This is a genomic window from Polaromonas glacialis, assembly GCF_000709345.1.
Taxonomy (GTDB): domain Bacteria; phylum Pseudomonadota; class Gammaproteobacteria; order Burkholderiales; family Burkholderiaceae_C; genus Polaromonas; species Polaromonas glacialis.
In genome coordinates this window covers 3455032-3476434 of record NZ_KL448323.1, presented here as the reverse complement: position 1 = coordinate 3476434, position 21403 = coordinate 3455032, and the positions used below count along the sequence as shown (strand labels likewise).

Here is a 21403-nt window from a genome sequence, read left to right as displayed (position 1 = left end):
CGGTAAAAACGCCGTGAGCGCGCGTTTTTATGCCGACGTGGCACTCGTTCCCGGCAGTTCGATCAGCCTGCCCGAGCAGACCGCCCGCCATGTGCAGGTGCTGCGGATGCAGCCGGGCGAGCGCATCCTGCTCTTCAATGGCCGGGGCGACGCGGAGGGCGAATTCGACGCCACCGTCGAGCGCATGGGCCGCAGCGATGTCGAGGTCACCATCGGCGCGTACACCGCCACCGCGCGCGAAGCGGCGCGCGCCATCCATCTGGTGGTCAGCATGCCGGCCAACGACCGCATGGACTGGCTGATCGAAAAAGCCACCGAACTCGGCGCGGCCAGCATCCAGCCGGTGATGAGCGAGCGCAGCGTGCTGCGGCTCAAGGCCGAGCGCGCCGACAAGAAGGTCGCGCACTGGCGCGGCATTGCCATCGCCTCCAGCGAACAGTGCGGCCGCAACCGCGTGCCCTTGATTCACGATGTGGCGACGCTGGGCGAATGGCTGAAAAAAACCGCCCCTCTGCCAGCAGGCGCCGGCACACGCCTGCTGCTGTCGCTGCAGGACGGCACGCGGCCGCTGATCCAGGCCGTTGCCGGCACCGGCGCCCTGACGTTCCTGAGCGGCCCCGAAGGCGGCCTGAGCGCTGCCGAGGAAGCCGCCGCCATCGCCTGCGGCTTTAGCCCCGTCACGCTCGGGCCGCGCATCCTGCGCGCCGAGACCGCGCCGCTGGCCTGTTTGTCGCTGCTCACGCTGGCACCGGGCGGCGCATGAACCGCAACCTCTGGCTGCTGACGATCTGCCAGGGCTTGTTCCTGACCAACAACGTCACCTTCATCGCCATCAACGGCCTTGTCGGCTTGAGTCTGGCGCCGCTGGGCTGGATGGCGACGCTGCCGGTGATGGCCTATGTTGTCGGCGGCGCGCTGTCCACCGGGCTGGTGGCACACACCCAGCGCCGTTTTGGCCGCAAGGCGTCGTTCCAGCTCGGGCTGCTCGTGGGCCTGGCCTCGGCGCTGCTGTGCTGTTACGCGGCCTACAGCCGGAACTTCTGGCTGCTGGTCGCGGCCACGCTGGTGGCCGGCTACTACAACGCCAATGCGCAGCTCTACCGCTTCGCCGCTGCCGAGCTGGCCCTGCCGGCGTTTCGCGAAAAGGCGATTTCGCTGGTGATGGCCGGCGGCCTGCTGGGCGCTGTGGCCGGGCCGAACCTGGCCTCAAGCACCCGCAGCATGACCGCCGTGCCGTTTGCCGGCGCCTACCTGGCGCTGGCCGGCGTGGCGCTGCTGGCGATGGCCTTGCTGGCCTTCATCGACTTTCCACCGCCGCCGCCGAAACACGCCAGCAGCGGCGGCCGGCCGCTGGGCGAGATCATGCGCCAGCCGGTCTTCATCGTCGCGGCCGCCGCCGGCGCGCTGGGCTACGGCGTGATGAACCTCCTGATGGCCGCCACGCCGATTGCCATGCAGGTCTGCGGCCTGCCGTTTTCCGACGTGGCGTGGGTGCTGGAATGGCATGTGATCGGCATGTTCGCGCCCGGCTTCTTCACCGGCCACCTGATCAAGCGCTACGGCACGCTGACCGTCATGGCCACCGGGCTGGCGCTGAACGTCGCCTGCGTGCTGATTGCCCTGTCGGGCGTGGAGTTCAGGCAGTTTCTGCTGGCGCTGTTTTTGCTCGGGCTGGGCTGGAATTTCCTGTTCACCGGCGCCACCACGCTGGCGCTGACGGCTTACCGGCCGGAAGAAAAGGACAAGGCCCAGGGCGCGCTCAATTTTTGCGTGTTCGCGGTGCTGGCGGTGTCGTCGCTGGCCTCGGGCGTGCTGGTGACCACGCAGGGCTGGGCGCTGCTCAATCTGGGTTCGCTGCTGCCGCTCGGGCTGACCGCGCTGGCGCTGGGCTGGCTGGGGCTGCAGCAGCGCAGGCTGCGCAAGGCTTGAAAAAGCAGGCAGAAGACTAGCGCTTCTTTTTTAATAGCTGCCTGCGCACAGCAGACATGCGGGAAAAGCCTTTTTGGCTTAAAAAAGCAAGGTTCAGCCCGGAACCCGCGCAATCACCTGCGCCACCGCCGCCGTCAGTTTCCTGGCATACGGCACATGCAAGAACTCGTTCGGCCCGTGCGCGTTGCTCTTGGGGCCGAGCACGCCGCAGACCATCATCTGTGCCTTCGGAAAACCCTGGCTCAGCAGGCTCATCAGCGGAATCGTGCCGCCCTGGCCAATCGTGCCGCAGGGCGCGCCGAAGAAGTTCTGCGAGGCGTCGTTCAAAGCGCGTTCAAACCACGGCGCGGTGCTTGGCGCGTTCCAGCCGGTGGCGCCGCCGTTGCTTTCAAAAGTGACCTTCGCCTGGTAGGGCGCGTTGTCCTCCAGCAGCTTTTTCAGTTCCTGCACCGCCACGCCGGCATCGATCAGCGGCGGAAAGCGCAGCGACAGCTTGAAGGCGCTGTAGGGCCGCAGCACGTTGCCCGCGTCGCGGAAGGACGGAAACCCTTCGGCGCCGGTCACGCTCAGGGTCGGGCGCCAAGTGCGGTTGAGCAGCGCCTCGACCGGGTCGGTCGTCGTCGGCAGCGCAAACGCGGCCCCCCCTTCGCAGTCGTAATGCGCCCACGGAAAGCGCTTGTAGATCTCGTCGCCCAGAATTTTGGCCGTGGCCTGCGCCTGGGCCAGCCGGTCGGCCGGGACTTCGCAATGAAAGCTGGGCGGCAGCAGCCGGCCGGTGGCGCTGTCTTCGAGCCGGTCGAGCACTTGCCGCATGATGCGAAAGCTCGACGGCACCAAGCCGCTGGCGTCGCCCGAATGCACGCCTTCGGTCAGCACCTCGACCTTGAGCACGCCGGCGGCGTTGCCGCGCAGGCTGGTGGTCAGCCAGAGCTGGTCGTAGTTGCCCGCGCCCGAATCCAGGCAGACCACCAGCGCGACCTCGCCGAGCCGCTCGCGCAGCGCATCGACGTAGGGCAGCAGGTCGTAGGAGCCGCTTTCCTCGCAGGTTTCGATCAGCCCGACGATGCGCGGATGCGCGATGTTCTGGCTTTTTAGCGCCTGCACGGCGGCGATGCTGGCATAGACCGCGTAGCCGTCGTCGGCGCCGCCGCGTCCGTAGAGCTTGCCGTCTTCATACTTGGGCGTCCACGGCCCCAGGTCGTTGCGCCAGCCGGTGAACTCGGGCTGCTTGTCGAGGTGGCCGTACATCAGGACTGTGGCCCCCACGCTCCCCGCTTCGCGTGGTTCGCTGCCCCCCGAGGGGGCCGCTGCGCCTGCAGTCCGGCGAAGCCGGTCCTGCGGCCCTGGCTGGTGAAGAGGGGATGCCAACGCACCACCTGACGAAGCGGGAATTTCAAAGAACAGCACCGGCGTGCGGCCTTCGAGCCGGACGATTTCCAGTGTCAAGCCCTCGACCTTCTGCGCTTCGACCCACGTCGCGGCATTGCGCATGACGGTGTCGATGAAGCCGTGCTGCGCCCAGTCGGGGTCAAAGGTCGGCGACTTGGCGGGAATGGCGATGTAGTCGGTCAATTGCTTGACGATGTCGCCGTCCCACTGGGTCGTGATTTGGGAAAGCATCTGGGCGGCGTCGAGGATGCCGGCGGGGATTTCGCGGTGCAGGGGGGCGTTCATGGCGGACTCCAGAGGTGGAAATTGGGGGTGCTTTGGGCAAGATGGCTACTTTACGCCCACCCCGATAACCCCTTGCCCTTAGCCAGCGAATTGCGCGTGCGGGGCCGAGGGCTCTTGGTTCAGTTCTGCTGCCCGGCCGCCGAATAATCCGCCATCGCCTCGCCCAGCCGCACCGCCCGGCCCGGCGCCCAGTCGGGGTTGAAGCGCAGCGGCCCCTTGGGAAACAGCAGCACCACGGTCGAACCCAGCAAAAACCGTCCCATTTCCTCGCCCTGCTTGAGCGCGACTTCGCTCTGGCCAGACGCCGGATAGCGCCATTCGCGCACCGCCTTGCCGCGCGGCGGGTTCACCACGCCGTGCCAGACGGTGGCCATGCTGCCGACAATCGTCGCGCCGACCAGCGCCAGCACGAACGGCCCGCGCGCCGACTCGAACACGCACACCACGCGCTCGTTGCGCGCGAACAGCCCCGGCACGCCGCGCGCCGTGACCGGGTTGACCGAGAACAGCTCGCCCGGAACGTAAATCATCCGCGTCAGGCGCCCGCCCGCCGGCATGTGGATGCGGTGGTAGTCCTTGGGGCTCAGGTAGATCGTGGCGAAATGGCCATCTTGGTACTGCGCCGCCAGCGCCGCGTCGCCGCCGACCATGGCCGTGGTCGAGTAGTGGTGGCCCTTGGCCTGGATCAGCTGGTCATGCGCGATGGCGCCGAACTGGCTGATCGCGCCATCGACCGGGCAGACCAGGTCGGCCGGGGCCAGCGGCCGGGCGCCGGGCTTGAGGGCGCGGGTGAAGAAATCGTTGAAGGTCAGGTAGCTGGCGATGTTGGCGTCCAGCGCCTCGTCCATGTTCACCCGGTACTTGGCGACAAAGCGGCGGATGATTTCAGTGGTCACCCAGCCGCGTTCGCGCGAGGCGACAAAACCGGCAAACCGGGTGAGCGCCTGCTTGGGCAGCAGGTATTGGGGCAGGACGGCAAGACGGTCGGACACAGGCGCTGACGGAAGTGAAGGGAAGAATCATTCTATCGAGGCGCACACGGCAACGCCGCGCGGGTGTCTGTCCTGACGCTAGCGGCCACCTTCAATGCGTCGGGTAGCCGGCCTCGGTCAGCGCGTCGGCCACGGTTTGCCGGTCTTGCGCGGTCTCGACGGTGACTTTCTTGGCCGGCAGGTCGATGCTGATCATGGCGTCGGCGTCGAGCTGCTGCAAGGCCTTGGTGATAACGCCGGCGCAGTGGCCGCAGCTCATGTCGGGGACATTGAATTCCATGGGGTTTCCTTGAAGGGTGAAAGGGTGAATCAAGCCGGCAGTCTGAACCTTCCCATCGGGGCAAGGTCAACCGGTTCAGCCCAAACCCCAAAGGCTGTCAGGGTTACTTTTAGCCCAGGCTTGACCCTGCCATGATAGGAAGGTTCAGACTCGCGCCATCATCCCCATCTTCAGGAGACACGCATGAGCGTCAGCCACACCCTGCCAGCCCCGCTGGCCCCCGCATCCGCATCCGCTTTAAAAGATTGGCGCTTCCCCGTGGAAGGCATGACCTGCGGATCGTGCGTGGCCCGGGTCGAAAAAGCCCTGGCCGCCACGCCGGGCGTCGAGGAAGCCAGCGTCAATTTCGCCACCGAGCAGGCCAGCGTCAGGGCCGACCCGCACGTCAGCCTGGACACGCTCAAGGCAGCGGTGGAAAAAGCCGGCTATGCCGTGGGCAATACCACCGGCAGCGCCGTGGGCGAGCAGGCGCTGCGGCTGAAGATTGGCGACATGACCTGCGCGTCCTGCGCACTACGGGTCGAAAAGGCGCTGAAACAGGTGCCGGGCGTGCTGTCGGCCGAAGTCAACCTGGCGACGGAGACCGCCGAAGTCACCGTGGCGAGTGGCGCCGCCGCCCTGCCCCAGCTCATCGCGGCGGTGGAAAAGGCCGGCTACCGGGCGGAGGCGATTTCCGATGCCGCCACGGGCGCGAGCCCGGCCGCAACGGCCGGCGCCCCCTGGTGGCCGATTGCCGTGGCCGCCGCGCTGTCGGCGCCGCTGGCGATGCCGATGGTCGGCATGCTGTTTGGCCAGTCGTGGATGCTCGACGGCTGGATTCAGTGGCTGCTCGCCACGCCGGTGCAGTTCTGGCTCGGCGCGCGCTTCTACAAGGCCGGCTGGAAAGCTGTTCGGGCCGGCGCCGGCAACATGGACTTGCTGGTGGCCGTCGGCACGTCGGCCGCCTACGGGCTGAGCGTTTACCTGCTGCTGCGCCACGGCGAACACGGCATGCCGCACCTGTACTTCGAGGCATCGGCCGTCGTCATCACGCTGGTGCTGCTGGGCAAGTGGCTGGAAGCGCGCGCCAAGCGCCAGACCACCGAAGCCATCCGGGCGCTCAATGCGCTGCGGCCCGAAACCGCGCGGCTTCGGCGCGGTGGCGTGGACCGGGACGTGCCCATCGGCCAGGTGCAGCTTGGCGACCTAGTCGTGGTGCGGCCGGGCGAGCGCATCGCGGTCGATGGCGAGATCATGGAAGGCGCGACCGAGGTCGATGAATCGCTGATCACCGGCGAAAGCCTGCCGGTCAGCAAGCACGCCGGCGACCGCGTCACCGGCGGCGCGGTCAATGCCGAAGGGCTGATCGTGGTGCGCACCACCGCCATCGGCGCCGAATCGACGCTGTCGCGCATTGTTCGCATGGTCGAGTCGGCGCAGGCGAAAAAAGCGCCCATCCAGCGGCTGGTCGATCAGGTCAGCGCCGTGTTCGTGCCGGTGGTCATCGGCATCGCCTTCGTGACGCTGCTGGGCTGGGGCTTGGCGACGGGCAACTGGGAAACCGCCATCCTCAACGCCGTCGCTGTGCTGGTGATCGCCTGCCCGTGCGCACTCGGACTGGCCACGCCGACCGCCATCATGGCGGGCACCGGCGTGGCGGCGAAACACGGCATTTTGATCAAGGACGCCGAGGCGCTGGAAGTGGCGCACAAGGTGAAGATCGTCGCCTTCGACAAGACCGGCACGCTGACCGAAGGCAAGCCCGAACTGGTCGCGCTGGAGCCGGCAGGCATTTCACGCGGTGCCGCGCTGGCCTGGGCCGCCGCCATCCAGGCGGGCAGCGAGCATCCGCTGGCCAAGGCGGTCACGCAACTGGCGGTGAAGGATCAGGTTGGCGTGCCGCCCGCATCGCAAGTCCGCGCGGTGGCCGGGCGCGGCATGTCGGCGGTGGTCGAGGGCCATGAACTGCGGCTGGGCAGCCCGCGCTTCATGCAGGAGCTGGGCGTGGACCTCGGCGGTTTTTCAGAACGCGCCAGCGCGCTGGAAGCCGAAGGCCGCACCGTGTCCTGGCTGGCCGATGTGACCGGCGCGCCGCAACTGCTGGCGCTGCTGGCGTTCGGCGACACGGTCAAGGCCAGGGCCGCCCCGGCCGTCGCCAGCTTGCATGCGCTGGGCATCCGGACCGCGCTGGTCACCGGCGACAACCGGGGCAGCGCCGAAGCGGTGGCCAAGCAGCTCGGCATCGACATCGTGCATTTCCAGGTGCTGCCTGAGAACAAGGCCGACATCATTGGCCAGCTGAAAGACCAGGTGAAGGAAGACGGCGACCGCGTGGCGATGGTCGGCGACGGCATCAACGACGCACCCGCGCTGGCGGCGGCCGACGTGGGCATTGCCATGTCCACCGGCACCGACGTGGCGATGCAGGCGGCCGGCATCACGCTGATGCGCGGCAACCCGGCGCTGGTCGCCGACGCCATCGACATCTCGCGCCGCACCTACGCCAAGATCCGGCAGAACCTGTTCTGGGCGTTTTTCTACAACGTGGTCGGCATTCCGCTGGCCGCTTTCGGCCTGCTGAGCCCGGTGATCGCCGGTGCGGCCATGGCCTTCAGCAGCTTCAGCGTGGTGATGAATGCGCTGCTGCTGCGCCGCTGGAAAGGAACTTCGAAATGACTGCCCCTGTGCCAGATAGCGGCCCGTTCAACATCGGCCAGGCCGCCAGGCAATCGGGCGTGTCGGCCAAGATGGTTCGGCACTACGAAGCGCTGGGCCTGCTGCCGCCCGTGCATCGCACCGACGCGGGCTACCGGCAATATGGCGACAAGCAAATCCACACCCTGCGCTTCATCCGCCGCGCCCGCGCGCTGGGTTTCAGCATGCTTGAAATCGCCGAGCTGCTCAAGCTGTGGCAAAACCAGCAGCGCGCCAGCGCCGACGTGAAGCGCATCGCGCAGGTACACGTCGCCGACCTGGAACGGCGCATCGCCGAGATGCAGGCGATGCGCCAGACGCTGGCGCAGCTGGCGGACTGCTGCCAGGGCAATGAGCGGCCGGACTGCCCGATCCTGAGCGGGCTGGCGGACTAGTGTCGCGTCAGGCGCAAACTGCCGGTTCTCGCTGGCCATCGCCTCGTTGCAACCCTTGCCAGGGCTTCAGCCCTGGCTGCGGACTGCGCCTTGCGCTGCACGCCGCTGGCGACGCGATCTCCCGACACTTTGCGCCTGACGCGACACTAGGCGCACAGCTGGACGCTATTAATTTAGTAGCTGATTGCACATGCCCGTATTGTGGAAAACGCTCTTTTTTCTCTAAAAAAACAGCGCGGCCGATGCGCGCCATGCAAACTACAGCGCCTTCCAGAAGCGCAGCGGCACGCAGGTCTGCAGCCGCGTGACCGCTTGGTCCATCAGCGCCGGATGCAGTTCGTGCGCCAGACTGCTGGCGACATCGAGCGTGGCGTCGGCGCCAAGCTCCATCAGGCGCGCAAAGTCATGGCGGACGCGGGCCACCGGCACGACCGCGTCCTTGTGCCCGTGCAGGAAATGCAGCGTGGTGAGCGCCGGCGCCCTGGCCGGCCAGGCGGCGTAGCAGCCGCCAAAGGACAGCACCCGGCCGGCCAGGCCGTCGTGCACGTCGCTCAGGGCCAGCGCCAGGCTGGCGCCCGCACCAAAGCCGAGCAGCGCGGTGTCGGACTGCAGCACATTGAAACGCTGCTGCTGCGCGCGCAGGAAATCGGCCAGCGCCCTGACGGCCTGCGCCAGCGTATCGGCGCTGACCGGCGCATCGGCCGCCGGCAAGGTCAGTCCTTCGGGAATCAGCACCGCTGCCTCGGCAAACGCATCGCCCAGCCGGTTGCCCAGTTCCAGCATGTCCAGCGCCGTGCCGCCGGCGTCGTGCAGCAGCACGAACAGCGGGCGGGGGCTTTGCGCGCCGGACAGCAGTTCAATCGATGCAACAGCGGGCGAAGGCGTCGGCAGGGTGGGCATGGGCAATGGGCAGGAAGTAAAGGTCAGGGCTTTGACTATGGCGCCGGCCACGCTGGCGCCTTGTAGTCCGTTTTCCCGGATGCCTGCGCGATGCCGCTGCCTGCGCGCCATCGTTGCTAAGATCATTCACCCCCACACACCAGCTGCGCGCGCTCCGGCGTCCAGCCCACTGCAGAAAGCAACACCGCCATGAAAATTGAAAAGAACACCGCCGTCACCCTGCGCTTCAAGGTCGCCGACGCCCAGGGCAAGCTGATCGAGGAAAACAAGGAGCCGATGGTCTACCTGCACGGCGGCTACGGCAACACCCTGCCGAAGATCGAGGAAGCGCTAGACGGCCGCGAAGCCGGCTACCAGACCACGCTGGCGCTTGCCGCCGAAGACGCCTTCGGCCTGCGCGACGAAGACCTGGTGCGCACCATTCCGCGCAGCCAGTTTCCGCCCGGCGTGAAGGTCGGCGGACAGCTCGAAGGCCAGGGCAGCGACGGCCGCAGGCAGGTCTTCAACGTCGCCAAGATCAAGGGCGACACGGTGATCCTGGACGCCAACCATCCGCTGGCCGGCAAGGCGCTGCGCTTCACGCTGAAGGTCACCGACGTGCGCCTGGCGTCCGACGAGGAAATCGCGCACCAGCATGTCCACGGCGAACACGGCCATCATCACTAGCCCCCACGCTCCGCCGCTGCGCGGGTCGCTGCCCCCCGAGGGGGCCGCTGCGCCTGCGGCCCGGCGAAGCCGGTTCCGCGGCCCTGACTGATGGGCAGACCACCGGCCAGCGCTGGGCCTTGCGGCTTGGCACACCGGGCTGATTTCGCGCTGAGAGAAACGGCAACTTCCGATGTACCCATGTCATGCCGGGCTTGACCCGGTATCCATGAATTCGGAGCCATGGATTGCGGGTCCCCGGATCAAGTCCGGGGCAGGCTCTGCCCGCAATGACAGCCATTTGAAACCGGCACTTTTGCAATTCCCGTTTCCCTGACAACACATTCTGTGCATTGGCAACACAAAGCCATATCCCTGTCGGCCTAATAGATGTATTATTAATGCATCTTTCAATCCGGTTCCTGAACCGTCATTTTCATCGGAGTTTCCATGACCGTCTGCGCCTCCTCCATCCCCGTCGATGTCCGCAAGCTGGCGCCGCATGACCGCTATCCGGTGGCGTCTGCTGCCTTTCATTTGCTCGACGGCGGCGAAAGCATGGAACTGGTCCATGGCCAGGACCTGAAGGCGCTGAAGCTCGAGTTCGAATCGAGCCTGCCCGGCAAATTTTCCTGGGCCTGGCTGGAACAGGGTCCGGCCGTCTGGCGCGCTTCCCTCACCCGGGTGAAATCCGGCCACGGCAACGGCGGCTGCTGCGGCGGATGCGGCGGCGCCTGAGCGGCTTCCCGCCCAGGTAGCAGATGCTGGCCTGGCGCCCTCTTGAAAGACTTCCTGATGTCACAACTCCTGCAGATCAAGCAAGCGTCGGCCGTGCCGGCCGCGTCGCCGCCCGGCTTTGCCCTTTGGCAGCTCGGCTTTCGCCCCTTCTACCTGCTCGCCAGCGTGTTTGCCGCGCTGTCGATCGGCCTGTGGGCGCTGCAGTTCGCCGGCTGGCTGGGCCAGCCCTACCTGGCCGGGCCGATGTGGCATGCGCACGAGATGCTGTTCGGCTTCACGCTGGCCGTCGTCGTCGGTTTTCTGTTCACCGCCGGGCGCAACTGGTCAGGCCGGCCGACGCCGACCGGCGGGGCGCTGATGGCGCTGGCCGCGCTCTGGGTGGCCGGGCGGGTGCTGGTGCTCACGCCCTACGGCTGGGCCGCCGCCGTGGTCAATGTGGCGTTTCCGCTCGCGGCGGCCATCGGGCTGGCGATTCCCTTCATTGCCGCGCGCAACCAGCGCAACTACTTTTTCATCGGCCTGCTGGTGCTGATGGCCGCCGCCGTGCTGGGCATTCACCTGGCGCAGCTCGGCGTGACGCAGTTGCCCGGCTGGATCGGCATCCAGGTGGCGCTCGACGTGGTGCTGTTCATCATGGCGGTGATGGGCGGGCGCGTGATTCCGATGTTCACCAACAGCATTGCCGGCGCCAGCGCCACCAAGCGCCCATGGCTGGAAAAGGCCGCGCTGGCATCGACCCTGGCCTTGCTGCTGGCCGATGTGCTGCCGCTGCACGGCGCACCGCTGGCGCTGCTGGCCAGCGTGTGCGCCAGCGCGCACCTGGCGCGCTGGGCGCTGTGGCAGCCCTGGAAAACCGCGCGCACGCCGCTGGTCTGGGTGCTGCATGTGGCGTATTTCTGGATTCCGGTGCATCTGGCGCTGCGCGGCCTGGGCGAAATGGGCCTGGTGTCGCCGTCCATTGCCATCCATGCGCTGACGGTCGGCGCCATCGGCGGGCTGATCATCGGCATGATGACGCGCACCGCGCTTGGCCACACCGGCCGGCTGCTCAAAGCCAGCCGCGCCGACGTGGCGTGTTACCTGCTGGTGCTGGCCGCTGCGCTGATCCGCGTGGCTGTCCCGCTCGTCGCGCCGGCACAGATTGTCAACGCGGTGCTGTGGTCGGCGGCGCTGTGGTCTGCCGGCTTTGCGCTGTACGCGGTGACGTACTGGCCGGTGCTGACGCGGGCGCGGGTGGATGGCAAGCCGGGTTAAACGAATTTCGCCGTGCGTAGCGGCAGGCAGGGCGCGGCGCCTGCACTCATCGCCTGCCCCCTGCCTTTTTCTGGCACTCAGCAATGCCGGGCAATCCACTCCGATCACCCTCTTTCGATCACAACCTTTCATAAAACTTGCTGAAGTTGCAGCGTGTTACGCTGCCGCATTGGAGCCCTTCTTTTCTCCATACAGCTTGTCAATGGTGATAACTGGAACGAAAGAACTTATGGCGCGAATCGGTAATCTTTACAACGCTCGTGGTCAACAGGGAGCGCTTGAAAGCTTCAACGATGTCCGGCAGCAGGAAACACTGCTCAAGGCGGGCGCCCTGCAGGACGCGATTTTCAACAGCGCCAACTTTTCCAGTATCGCCACCGACGAAAAAGGCGTGGTCCAGATTTTCAACGTCGGCGCCGAGCGCATGCTCGGGTACGCGGCTGGCGATGTCGTCAACCAGGTTACCCCGGCCGATATTTCGGACTCGAAAGAACTGGTGGCCCGGGCCGTCACCTTGAGCCTGGAGTTCGATACCCCGATCACGCCCGGCTTTGAAGCCTTGGTCTTCAAGGCCTCGCGCGGCATCGAGGACATCTACGAGCTGACCTACATCCGCAAGGACGGCAGCCGTTTTCCGGCCGTGGTGTCGGTGACGGCGCTGCGCGACGACCAGGCGGTGATCATCGGCTACCTGCTGATCGGCACCGACAACACGGCGCGCAAGCAGGCCGAAGAAGCGCTGCTGGAAGCCGGCGCCCTGCAGAACGCCATTTTCAACAGCGCCAACTTCTCCAGCATTGCCACCGACGAAAAAGGCGTGATCCAGATTTTCAACGTCGGCGCCGAGCGCATGCTGGGCTATGCGGCCGCCGACGTGTTGAACAAAATCACGCCGGCCGACATTTCCGACCCGCAGGAAGTCATCGTTCGTGCCGAAGCGCTGAGCGTTGAACTCGGCACGCCCATCACGCCGGGTTTCGAGGCGCTGGTCTTCAAGGCCTCGCGCGGCATCGAGGACATCTACGAGCTGACCTACATCCGCAAGGACGGCAGCCGCTTTCCGGCCATTGTCTCGGTCACGGCGCTGCGCGATGCGCACGAAGCCATCATCGGCTACCTGCTGATTGGCACCGACAACACGGCGCGCAAGGAAGTCGAGGCGGCGCAGGTAGCGCTCGACCAGCGAACCACCGAGCTGCTGCGCACCGAGCATGCGCTGCGGCAGTCGCAAAAGCTCGAAGCACTGGGTCAGCTCACCGGCGGCGTGGCGCATGATTTCAACAACCTTCTGGCGGTCATCAGCGCCTCGGTCGAGTTGTTGCGCAGTGACAAACTCCAGCTGGAGCGGCGTGGCCTGTGCCTGGACCGGATTTTTGACACCGTCGGGCGGGCCGCCAAGCTCACCAGCCAGCTGCTGGCTTTTGCCCGGCAACAGCCCTTGAGCCCCGAGGTTTTCCAAGTGGATGAGCAGGTGCGCGGCGTGATTGATCTGGTGCGCCCGCTGATGGGCACGCAGGTACGGATTTATCTGGAGCCTTGTGGCGCACAAGACAGTTGCTTCGCCAAGGCGGACATCAACCAGTTTGAAACCGCGCTGATGAACCTGGCCGTCAACGCGCGCGACGCCATGAACGCCAAAGGCCGGCTCGGCATCAAGGTGCAGGCGGTCGATCACGTGCCGGCAGGCCCTGGCCGTGACCGGCGGTCAGGCGATTTCGTGGCCATTTCAGTGACCGACACGGGCTGCGGCATTGCGGCTGAAAACCTGGAGGCGATTTTCGAGCCCTTCTACACCACCAAGGAAGTGGGCAAGGGCACGGGCCTGGGCCTGAGCCAGGTGTTTGGCTTTGCCAAGCAGTCAGGCGGCGAGGTCAAGGTCCAGAGCGAAGTGGGCGTCGGCTCTGTTTTTACCCTTTTCCTGGCACGCGCCGAGCACGCGACCACGCCAGAAGCCGTGGCGGGCCTTTCGGAACCCGGCGATGAAGCCCATGGCCTGCGCGTGCTGGTCGTCGAGGACAACAAGATACTGGCGCAGATGACGTGCGAGATTCTCGGTATCTTGGACTACCCCACCACCTTGGCGGACAACGCAGCGGCCGCGCTGGAACTGCTGGCCGAGGACGCCAGCCGCTTTGACCTGGTGTTTTCCGACGTGATCATGCCGGGCATGAGCGGGATTGAATTTGGCGAACTGGTGCGCAAGCGCTACCCGGGCCTGCCGGTGGTGCTGGCCAGCGGCTACAACGAGGTCATGGCCGAGCGCGGCAGGCACGGCTTTGAACTGATTCAAAAACCTTATGTTTCCGAGACGCTGGTGCGGGTCTTTCGCAAGACGATGGCCGAGCACACGGCGGCGGGCCGCAAGGCGTCCTGAAGCGCAGGCCCGACCGTGTTGCCAGGGTATCCGTCAGTGGGTCGAATGCTTGTCTGACCCGCGAACAGTCAGACATTGCTCTGTTTTCAATAGCTGCTTGCGCCGGTCCAGCAAGCGCAAATGCCTGTTTTTATGCCAAATAGGACTTACGCATTGACAGCCGCACGAAATTGTGGATTGAGATGTTCCTTGCCAGGAATGAACCCTTTGACAAAAGCGGCGACGATGTCGGTAAACAATTCGCGCTTCCATTGGTAGGCATTGCCGATGGTGTGCCTGAACTGCATTTCTTGTAGCGCGACGAACCTGCTGAGCGCCGCAAAAATAGGGTTCAGTATGGGCACTTTGCCGCGCACCTCGAAGCGCTCAATATTGCAAGCTTGCTTAAGCATGCGGTGATGTTGTTCAATTCCCCAGTGCTGGTCGTGCAGCTTTTGGAAGTCCGCACGCCCGAAGGGGTTGTAGCCATCGGCGTCTAGCAGGCAAACCACGTAATGGCGCAACTGGTCTTTCAGTCGCGTCCGAAACAGTTTGACCGGCCCGACATTGCGCAGCCACACCACCAGACCTTCATCGGGAACATCGAGTTTTTGCACCTGCACCCACGTGCCTTTTTCCACTGACACGGTGCGGTTGGCTTGCCACTGCAAACATCAAACCCATCCGGTGGTTTTTTACAGTCTTGAGGTTTTTCTCGCACGAATACCAAGAATCACCGGTGGCAAAAGCCGGTCGCAGTCCCCACGCCAATACTTCGGCGAGCATGTCCTGGAAGTAGTCGTTCTTGGTTTTGCCGTCGCCCTTGTCATACACCCGGTAGTTCACCGGCAGGCGGCGGCCTGTGACATCGGTGTAACACAGCGTCACCAGACTCAAGCCTTTGACCACCCGGTGGTGCTTGCCCGACCAAAAATGCGCCACCAACTCCATCTTCTGGCTGTACGGCTTGTCCAGCGTCGTGTCGTCCACATTGAGCGTGCCGCCCACCACGTCGAGCAGCTTTTGCGCCTCGTTGAACAGGTCTCTGGGCTCGTACGATTCACGCAGCAAAAACCGGTTCACGCTGTCATGTGAGATGCCCATGACTTGCGACAGCCGCGTGCAGGTGCTTGATTTGGGTTCGCTCATCAAAAATCCCATGTACATCGGCAAGGTGCATTTGGCTGTCGGCGGGCGGGTCAGTATTCTCATCAGCCCTTGAGTTTGACCACAAGTCAACCCTCCCGCTAACAGAATTAGCCGCGCTCATCAATGCGTAAGTCCTAAGATACACACGTCATGCAGGCATGAAAGCCGTCATTTTCGCGAAGGCGGCAATGACAAGCGCTTGTCTGGGCCGTGCATCGATCAAGGCCCAAACACCAGCAGCTCGGCCACCGAGATGAAGGCGGAACCGCCCCCGGGCACGCCGTACAGCCGGATGGCGTCGCCGCTGATGGGCGCGAACTGCAGGGTGTAGGTCTCGAAGTTGATGCCGTTGTTGGTCCCCGGGTAGGCCGGCGCCACGCTCAGGCCTGACACGTTGACCCAGGTGCCCGCCTGGCGTACCTGCACCGTCAAACTGGTGAACCAGCCGCCATCGCCAAAATGCATGCCTTCCTGGAACACCATGCGGCCAAAGCTTTGCGCCGAGGTGTACTGGTAGCCGATCCAGTCGTCAGGCGCCGTGTTGGGCCCGTCGTACGTGTCGTACTGGCTGCCCCAGCCGGTGGTGCTGCCCACGGGCGGCGTCACGCCGTCGCGGATGGTCTGCAGGCTGCGCGAGCCCCCGCCCTGGGGCGCCGTGACCCTGGCAATCGGCGTGCCCAGCGCCGTCAGGTTCTGCCCGGCCGGCGGTACGGCGGTGACCGCGAACGGCTGCGCCGCCGAGACGCCCCCGCCGGGCGTCGGGTTGAACACGCTGACCTGCGCGGTGCCCGCCGTGGCCGTATCCGAGGCCGCAATAGCCGCCGTCAGCCGCGTGGCGCTGACAAACGTCGTGGTGCGATTGGCGCCGTTCCAGCGCACGACCGAGCCGGCCACGAAGTTCGAACCGTCGACGGTCAAGGCAAAGCCCGCGCCGCCTGCTGCCGCACTGGCCGGCGCCAGCGAAGCCAATGCCGGAACCGGGTTGGCCGGGGTAGTGGCGCCCCCGCCAAACACCTGCAGCTCGGCCACCGAGATGAAGGCGGAACCGCCTCCGGGCACGCCGTACAGCCGGATGGCGTCGCCGCTGATGGGCGCGAACTGCAGGGTGTAGGTCTCGAAGTTGATGCCGTTGTTGGTCCCCGGATAGGCCGGCGCCACGCTCAGGCCTGACACGTTGACCCAGGTGCCCGCCTGGCGCACCTGCACCGTCAAACTGGTGAACCAGCCGCCATCGTCAAAATGCATGCCTTCCTGGAACACCATGCGGCCAAAGCTTTGCGCCGAGGTGTACTGGTAGCCGATCCAGTCGTCAGGCGCCGTGTTGGTCCCGTCGTACGTGTCGTACTGGCTGCCCCAGCCGGTGGTGCTGCCCACGGGCGGCGTCACGCCGTCGCGGATGGTCTGCAGGCTGCGCGAGCCCCCGCCCTGGGGCGCCGTGACCCTGGCAATCGGCGTGCCCAGCGCCGTCAGGTTCTGCCCGGCCGGCGGTACGGCGGTGACCGCGAACGGCTGCGCCGCCGAGACGCCCCCGCCGGGCGTCGGGTTGAACACGCTGACCTGCGCGGTGCCCGCCGTGGCCGTATCCGAGGCCGCAATAGCCGCCGTCAGCCGCGTGGCGCTGACAAACGTCGTGGTGCGATTGGCGCCGTTCCAGCGCACGACCGAGCCGGCCACGAAGTTCGAGCCGTTGACGGTCAAGCTCAGGCCCCCGCTGCCCGCTGACGCGCCGGCCGGCGCCAGCGAAGCCAGCGCCGGAACCGGGTTGTTCGACGGCGGCGGCGGCGATGCGTTAATGGCAAAGGCCAGCGACTGGGACGTGCCCACGCCGGGCGCCGGGTTGGACACCGACACCTGCGCCGTGCCGGCGGCAGCAATGTCGGCGGCCGTGATGGCAGCCGTCAGTTGGGTTGCGCTCACGAAGGTCGTGGGGCGGTCTGCGCCGTTCCAGCGCACCCGGGAAGCATTGACGAAATTGGCGCCGTTGACCGACAGCGAAAAAGCAGTCCCGCCCGCCGCCGCATTGGCTGGCGCGATGGATGCCACGGAAGGCGCCGGGTTGCCGGACTGGGGACCGAGCTGGATCATCCGGGACGTGGACGGAACGCCGTTGCGCAACAGGAATAGCATGTAAAACCCTGCGGGGACGGTCGGGTCGTTGGGCGCGACGATGTTGATGCCGCCGCCAGCCTGCGTCACGCTGGTCGAGCGAAAAAACCCCTGGTGCATATTGTTCGTGTGCGTCACCGACGGCAACGCCACCCAGCTAACCTCCGTGATGCTGGCGGCGTCAGGCGTTCCCACGAAAATGCTTTGCCCCTTGGCCGCCGTCGCCGGGGCCGACGAGATGGAAGGCCGGGCACCGGCGAACAGATAGGGCGGCGAGAAAATTTCAGTCTGGGTATAGCCGTTGCCGCCGGCAGACAGCACGCGGGCATCGGGCAGCAGCAGCGCTGTCGAATGGTACAGCCGGGGCACCGAGCCGGCGGCCATGACGCTCCAGGACTCGGTGGCGGGATTCCACAGCTCTGCCGTGAGCACCGGCATGCCCGCACTGGCGTTGTTGAACCCCGGCCCCCGGGTACCGCCGACCGCCAGCACCTTTCCATCGGGCAGCATGACCGCGTTCAGCGAACGGCGCGCTGCGCTCATGGAGCCCACGGCGCGCCACGTCGGGTTGGGCGTGTTCAGGTCGATCACTTCAGCGGTATTGGTCGGCGGGTCGCCGCCGCCCACGGTCAGGATTTTTCCGGGTTCATACATCACGGCGCTGCCGTAGTCACGCACGCCATTGAAGGTGCGGTTGCCAACGCCGGTCCAGGTCCCGGTGCCTGCCGTGTTCAGGTAGCGGGTAAAAACCTCTGGCCCGGCATTGAACACCGAGCCGTTCGGGGCCAGGAACATGTAGGGATAGATGGGCAGCATCAACTCGGCCGAGGTCAGGTCGCGCCAGGTTCCGCTGGCCGCCTGCCATACCTGCGGCAGGGGGTTGGTGCCATTGGGCGTGTCCACCGCGCCGGAGACGACCAGCACATCGCCGTTGGCCAGCCCGGTGACGGTGGGATACCACCGGCCCAGGTTCATTCGCGCCTGCCGCGTCCAGGTGTTGTTGGCCGGGTTGTAGATGGCCGCTTCGGGCAGTCCGACCCAGTTGTCGATGTGGCCGCCGGCCACGAACAGCCGCCCGTCGGGCAAAAAGGTGTGCGCGCTGCAAAATGGATCGAACCCCGCCCGGCTCAGGGTGGTCACGCTGCCGGATGCGGGGTTCCAGACGCGGGGGTCGTCGCCGCTGACCCCGTCGCCCGGCCAGAGCATCACGTTTGAATTGGGCAGCAGGTGGATGTGCGTGGGAAAGTAAGGCAGGTTCGGCCCGTTGGCCCATTGCCCGTTGGCCTGCGGCGTTTGCGCCGCGAGCCATGGCGAGGCCAGCGCGCCCAGCGCAAATGCCATGCAGAGGAACAGTTGCCTTGTCCAGCCGGTGCGATGTTTCATGGTCAGCCTCACTGCAAGGGACGCAGGACAAAGATACGCCGTGCCACATGGTGATCCACATGCTCACGGGATTGCCCAGGCTGGTCCGATTGCCCGGCATGGCCCATGACGACAATGTCACCTTTTTTGTTGATGGCCAGCGCGTCGGTCATCACCAGTCCGGGAACCGACACGAGCGTGTTCAGGTCCTGCATGCCGCTGGCCGCAGTCCAGACAAAGGCGCGCTCGCCTTCGGCGCTCGACGAGGTGCCCACCACCTCGCCCCGGTTGTTGACATCGCGCGCGCGGCTGTCGGTGCCGCCCGCCAGTGTGCCCAGGTCCTGGACGGCTTGAGCGCCCGCCGGCCAGAGCACGGCCCGGGAACGGTTCGGAAATTGGCTGACGCCCGTGGCCACGCCGGCGACGGTGCCGTTTTCAGCGACGCTGACCGCCTCGCTGTGCGTGAAGCCCGCCAGCGTGGCCAGGCTGACGACGCCGCCCTTGCGCGGCCAGATCACCGCGGTCTTGACATCGTTGCCGTACACGCCGACCACGTCGCCCCGGTCGTTCAGGTCGAGCGCCCGGGCGGTCTGGTTGCCTGTCGTCTGCAGCAGCTGGACCTCGCCGCGCCGGGTCCACCACACGGGCCGGATGCCGGCCGACCCGCTGGCATAGCCGGCGGCCTCGCCCAGATCATTGAGCGAATAGGCGACGCCGCCGTTGCTGCCCTCGGGCAGCGCAAGTTCCTGAAATCCGGCCCTGCGCACCGCACGGAAGGGGCGAAGCCCCACGTTGGTGTTGAAGGCGCCGGCCACCTCGCCCTGGTCGTTGATGCCGTAGGTGACGCTGTTGCCTGCGCCCTGTTCGCCGGCGGCATCCTCGACCACATTGTTCGCAGAGAAAATCAGCGCCGACGATGCCCTTCGCCGGTCCCGCTTAAACCCGCCCGCCACTTCGTTGGCGGAATTCATGCTGCGGATCACCGTGGTGGCGCCGGGATTGTCCAGCGTGGCAAATTCAACAGCGGTATAGGCCAGCCTTGTCTGTGCCTGCAGGGCTGTCAAATGCAGCCCTGCGGTCATGCCTATCGCCATGGCCAGTGCCCAGCGGCACCCCCCCCTGCCAGCAAACCGCGCCGCGCCCTTTGCAGGGCAGCAGGCCTGAATCAAGTTGACCATGGCGGACCTTTCGGCAAACGTTGAATTCAATGACATGCTGCTGGTGGGTATTTCCCGCACAGTGCCGGATCCATATTAATTAGCAATCCATTGCATGCGCTTGGGTCCAAACGATAACTAGCCATTTTTATACCTGGATACATCTGGCCGTTTGCTCAAATAATGCCCAGTACCTTTCCATGGCAAAACCCTGAAAGTAGCCATTGCCCGGGGAAGCTCGTTTTTGGAATCTGTTTCGGGCAGCCTGATGCCGCCAGCGATCAACGCGCCCGGCGCAGCAGCCGGTGTAACCTCAACCCCACACCGCCATGCACCACCCGCCGCCACCTGCCCCACCCATCGCCCTATCGCAGCGCCCCGTCTGGGCCATGCTGTTCGCGCTGACCACCGCCTTTGCGCTCAGCCAGGCCTACCGCACCGTCGCCACCCTCATGGCCGCGCCGCTGCAGGCCGACTTTCACCTCGGCGCGCAGGCGCTGGGGCTGTTTGCCGGCGCCTTTCACTTTGCCTTTGGCGCGATGCAGCTGTTCATGGGCATCGGCATCGACCTGCAGGGCGTGCGGCGCACGGTGCTGACGGCGTTTCCGGTGGCGATTGCCGGCTCGGCCCTGTCGGCGCTGGCCACGTCCTATCCGATGCTGGTCGCCGGCCAGGTGCTGATCGGCATCGGCTGCGCGCCGGCCTTCCTGGTGTGTACCGTGTTCATTGCGCGGCACCTGCCCGCCGACCGGTTCGCGGCGATTTCCGGGCTCACGCTGGGCCTGGGCGGCATCGGCATGCTGCTGACCGGCACGCCGCTGGCCTGGCTGATCGAGGCCACGTCGTGGCGCATGGGCTTTTGGGTGCTGGGCGCTTTCGCCGTGCTGGCCTGGGGCCTGATCTATGCGCTGGTACACGAGCCGGCGCTGCCCGCAGCCATGGCACAGGCCCGGGGCGCGCAAGCCCGGGAAACGCTGGGCCAGGCGATTGGCAAGTTTGGCGCGCTGTTTTTGCTGCCGCACACGCTGGGCATCGTGCTGCTGGCCGCCGTGGGCTATGCGTCCTTCATCTCGCTGCGCGGCCTGTGGCTGGGGCCGATGCTGATGCAGCGCCACGGCTTTTCGCTGGTGCAGGCGGGCAACGTGGCGCTGGTGATGTCGCTGACCTCGCTGATCGGCCCGCCGCTGTTTGGCCGGCTGGACCCGGGTCCAAAGCACCGGCGGCGCTGGATCGTCGGCTTCACGCTGTTGATGGCCGGACTGTTCGCGGCCTTTGCGCTGATGCACAGCGCGTGGGTGGACGTGGGCGGCCCCATCGTCATCGGCCTGCTGTCGGGCTACATGGTGCTGCAGTACGCCGACGTGCGCTCCGCCTACCCGGCCGAACTCACCGGCCGCGCCATGGCGGTGTTCACCATGGCGATGTTCCTGGGCGTGGCCGGCATGCAGTGGCTGACCGGCATCGTTGCGGCCATGGCGTCGGCGCGGGGCATCGAGCCCTTCACCGCCGTGCTGGCGAGCATTGCCGCGCTGCTGGCGGCCGGCGCGCTGGCCTTTACCGTGTTGCCGGGGCCGGTGCGCCGCGCTGCGATGTGAACATTGTCACTATTATTTTTATAGCTGCATCCGCCCGCTGGACATGCGAAAACGCCGTTTTTTATTTATAAATCGTGACGACTTCTCCCCCTCTGTCATTGCGGGCTGAGCCTGCCCCGGACCTGATCCGGGGACCGGCAATCCACAGCGCACCAACCAAACAGCAGCCAGGCAGCGGTTGGAGTTCGCCACGCGTCTGAC

The 21403-nt window shown here is 66.0% G+C and carries 15 protein-coding genes and 1 pseudogene; 9 read left to right on the top strand and 7 right to left on the bottom strand.

The annotated features are described in order from the left end of the window. Positions 1 to 13 precede the first annotated feature (13 nt). Positions 14 to 763: a 16S rRNA (uracil(1498)-N(3))-methyltransferase gene (locus EC86_RS0117095; RefSeq protein WP_029527005.1), complete on the top strand. Its 750-nt coding sequence runs from the start codon at positions 14 to 16 to the stop codon at positions 761 to 763. Next, a complete protein-coding gene (locus EC86_RS0117090; RefSeq protein WP_029527004.1) occupies positions 760 to 1929 on the top strand; it encodes an MFS transporter in 1170 nt (389 codons plus the stop codon). The genes EC86_RS0117095 and EC86_RS0117090 overlap by 4 nt, the downstream gene beginning before the upstream one ends. A gap of 93 nt (positions 1930 to 2022) precedes the next feature. Here the strand turns inward: EC86_RS0117090 and EC86_RS0117085 are convergent, their stop codons facing one another. From EC86_RS0117085 to EC86_RS0117075, 3 genes are all read right to left on the bottom strand, one after another. Next, the gene (locus EC86_RS0117085) at positions 2023 to 3603 is read right to left on the bottom strand and encodes a M20 family metallopeptidase (RefSeq protein WP_029527003.1); all 1581 of its coding nucleotides are present in this window, start codon (positions 3601 to 3603) and stop codon (positions 2023 to 2025) included. A gap of 119 nt (positions 3604 to 3722) precedes the next feature. Continuing rightward, positions 3723 to 4595 (bottom strand): archaetidylserine decarboxylase, encoded by an 873-nt coding sequence (asd, locus tag EC86_RS0117080; RefSeq protein WP_029527002.1) that lies wholly within the window; start codon positions 4593 to 4595, stop codon positions 3723 to 3725. Between the two features lie 91 nt (positions 4596 to 4686). Beyond that, complete coding sequence (locus EC86_RS0117075; protein WP_029527000.1) at positions 4687 to 4875, bottom strand: heavy-metal-associated domain-containing protein; 189 nt, start codon at positions 4873 to 4875, stop codon at positions 4687 to 4689. Positions 4876 to 5058: 183 nt separating this feature from the next. Between EC86_RS0117075 and EC86_RS0117070 the strand changes: the two genes are divergently transcribed. Then, positions 5059 to 7530 (top strand): heavy metal translocating P-type ATPase, encoded by a 2472-nt coding sequence (locus EC86_RS0117070; RefSeq protein ID WP_029526999.1) that lies wholly within the window; start codon positions 5059 to 5061, stop codon positions 7528 to 7530. Further along, entirely contained in the window at positions 7527 to 7943 is a 417-nt protein-coding gene (gene cueR, locus EC86_RS0117065) for a Cu(I)-responsive transcriptional regulator (RefSeq protein WP_029526998.1), read from the top strand. The genes EC86_RS0117070 and cueR overlap by 4 nt, the downstream gene beginning before the upstream one ends. 258 nt (positions 7944 to 8201) lie before the next feature. On the opposite strand, the gene ypfH is transcribed toward cueR, so the two are convergent. Then, positions 8202 to 8843: an esterase gene (gene ypfH / locus EC86_RS0117060; protein ID WP_029526996.1), complete on the bottom strand. Its 642-nt coding sequence runs from the start codon at positions 8841 to 8843 to the stop codon at positions 8202 to 8204. Between the two features lie 189 nt (positions 8844 to 9032). Between ypfH and EC86_RS0117055 the strand changes: the two genes are divergently transcribed. The 4 genes from EC86_RS0117055 to EC86_RS27145 all read left to right on the top strand — a co-directional run bounded on the left by EC86_RS0117055 (position 9033) and on the right by EC86_RS27145 (position 13854). Further along, entirely contained in the window at positions 9033 to 9509 is a 477-nt protein-coding gene (locus tag EC86_RS0117055; RefSeq protein ID WP_029526994.1) for an FKBP-type peptidyl-prolyl cis-trans isomerase, read from the top strand. A gap of 429 nt (positions 9510 to 9938) precedes the next feature. Continuing rightward, positions 9939 to 10226, top strand: coding sequence for a DUF2249 domain-containing protein (locus tag EC86_RS0117050; RefSeq protein WP_029526993.1), 288 nt, complete (start codon positions 9939 to 9941; stop codon positions 10224 to 10226). Between the two features lie 57 nt (positions 10227 to 10283). Continuing rightward, the gene (locus tag EC86_RS0117045) at positions 10284 to 11480 is read left to right on the top strand and encodes an NnrS family protein (RefSeq protein ID WP_029526992.1); all 1197 of its coding nucleotides are present in this window, start codon (positions 10284 to 10286) and stop codon (positions 11478 to 11480) included. 229 nt (positions 11481 to 11709) lie between these two features. Beyond that, the gene (locus tag EC86_RS27145; protein WP_051676021.1) at positions 11710 to 13854 is read left to right on the top strand and encodes a hybrid sensor histidine kinase/response regulator; all 2145 of its coding nucleotides are present in this window, start codon (positions 11710 to 11712) and stop codon (positions 13852 to 13854) included. Between the two features lie 146 nt (positions 13855 to 14000). Here EC86_RS27145 and EC86_RS27140 read toward each other — a convergent pair. The 3 genes and pseudogenes from EC86_RS27140 to EC86_RS0117015 all read right to left on the bottom strand — a co-directional run bounded on the left by EC86_RS27140 (position 14001) and on the right by EC86_RS0117015 (position 19532). Then, a pseudogene (locus tag EC86_RS27140) lies at positions 14001 to 15045 on the bottom strand (IS701 family transposase). A 156-nt stretch (positions 15046 to 15201) separates the two neighbouring features. Beyond that, positions 15202 to 18471, bottom strand: coding sequence for an IPT/TIG domain-containing protein (locus EC86_RS27135; protein WP_156955345.1), 3270 nt, complete (start codon positions 18469 to 18471; stop codon positions 15202 to 15204). Positions 18472 to 18479: 8 nt separating this feature from the next. Beyond that, positions 18480 to 19532: a hypothetical protein gene (locus EC86_RS0117015; RefSeq protein WP_198026810.1), complete on the bottom strand. Its 1053-nt coding sequence runs from the start codon at positions 19530 to 19532 to the stop codon at positions 18480 to 18482. Between the two features lie 404 nt (positions 19533 to 19936). On the opposite strand from EC86_RS0117015, the gene EC86_RS0117010 reads away from it, so the two are divergent. After that, positions 19937 to 21202 (top strand): MFS transporter, encoded by a 1266-nt coding sequence (locus EC86_RS0117010; RefSeq protein ID WP_029526985.1) that lies wholly within the window; start codon positions 19937 to 19939, stop codon positions 21200 to 21202. Positions 21203 to 21403 lie beyond the last annotated feature (201 nt).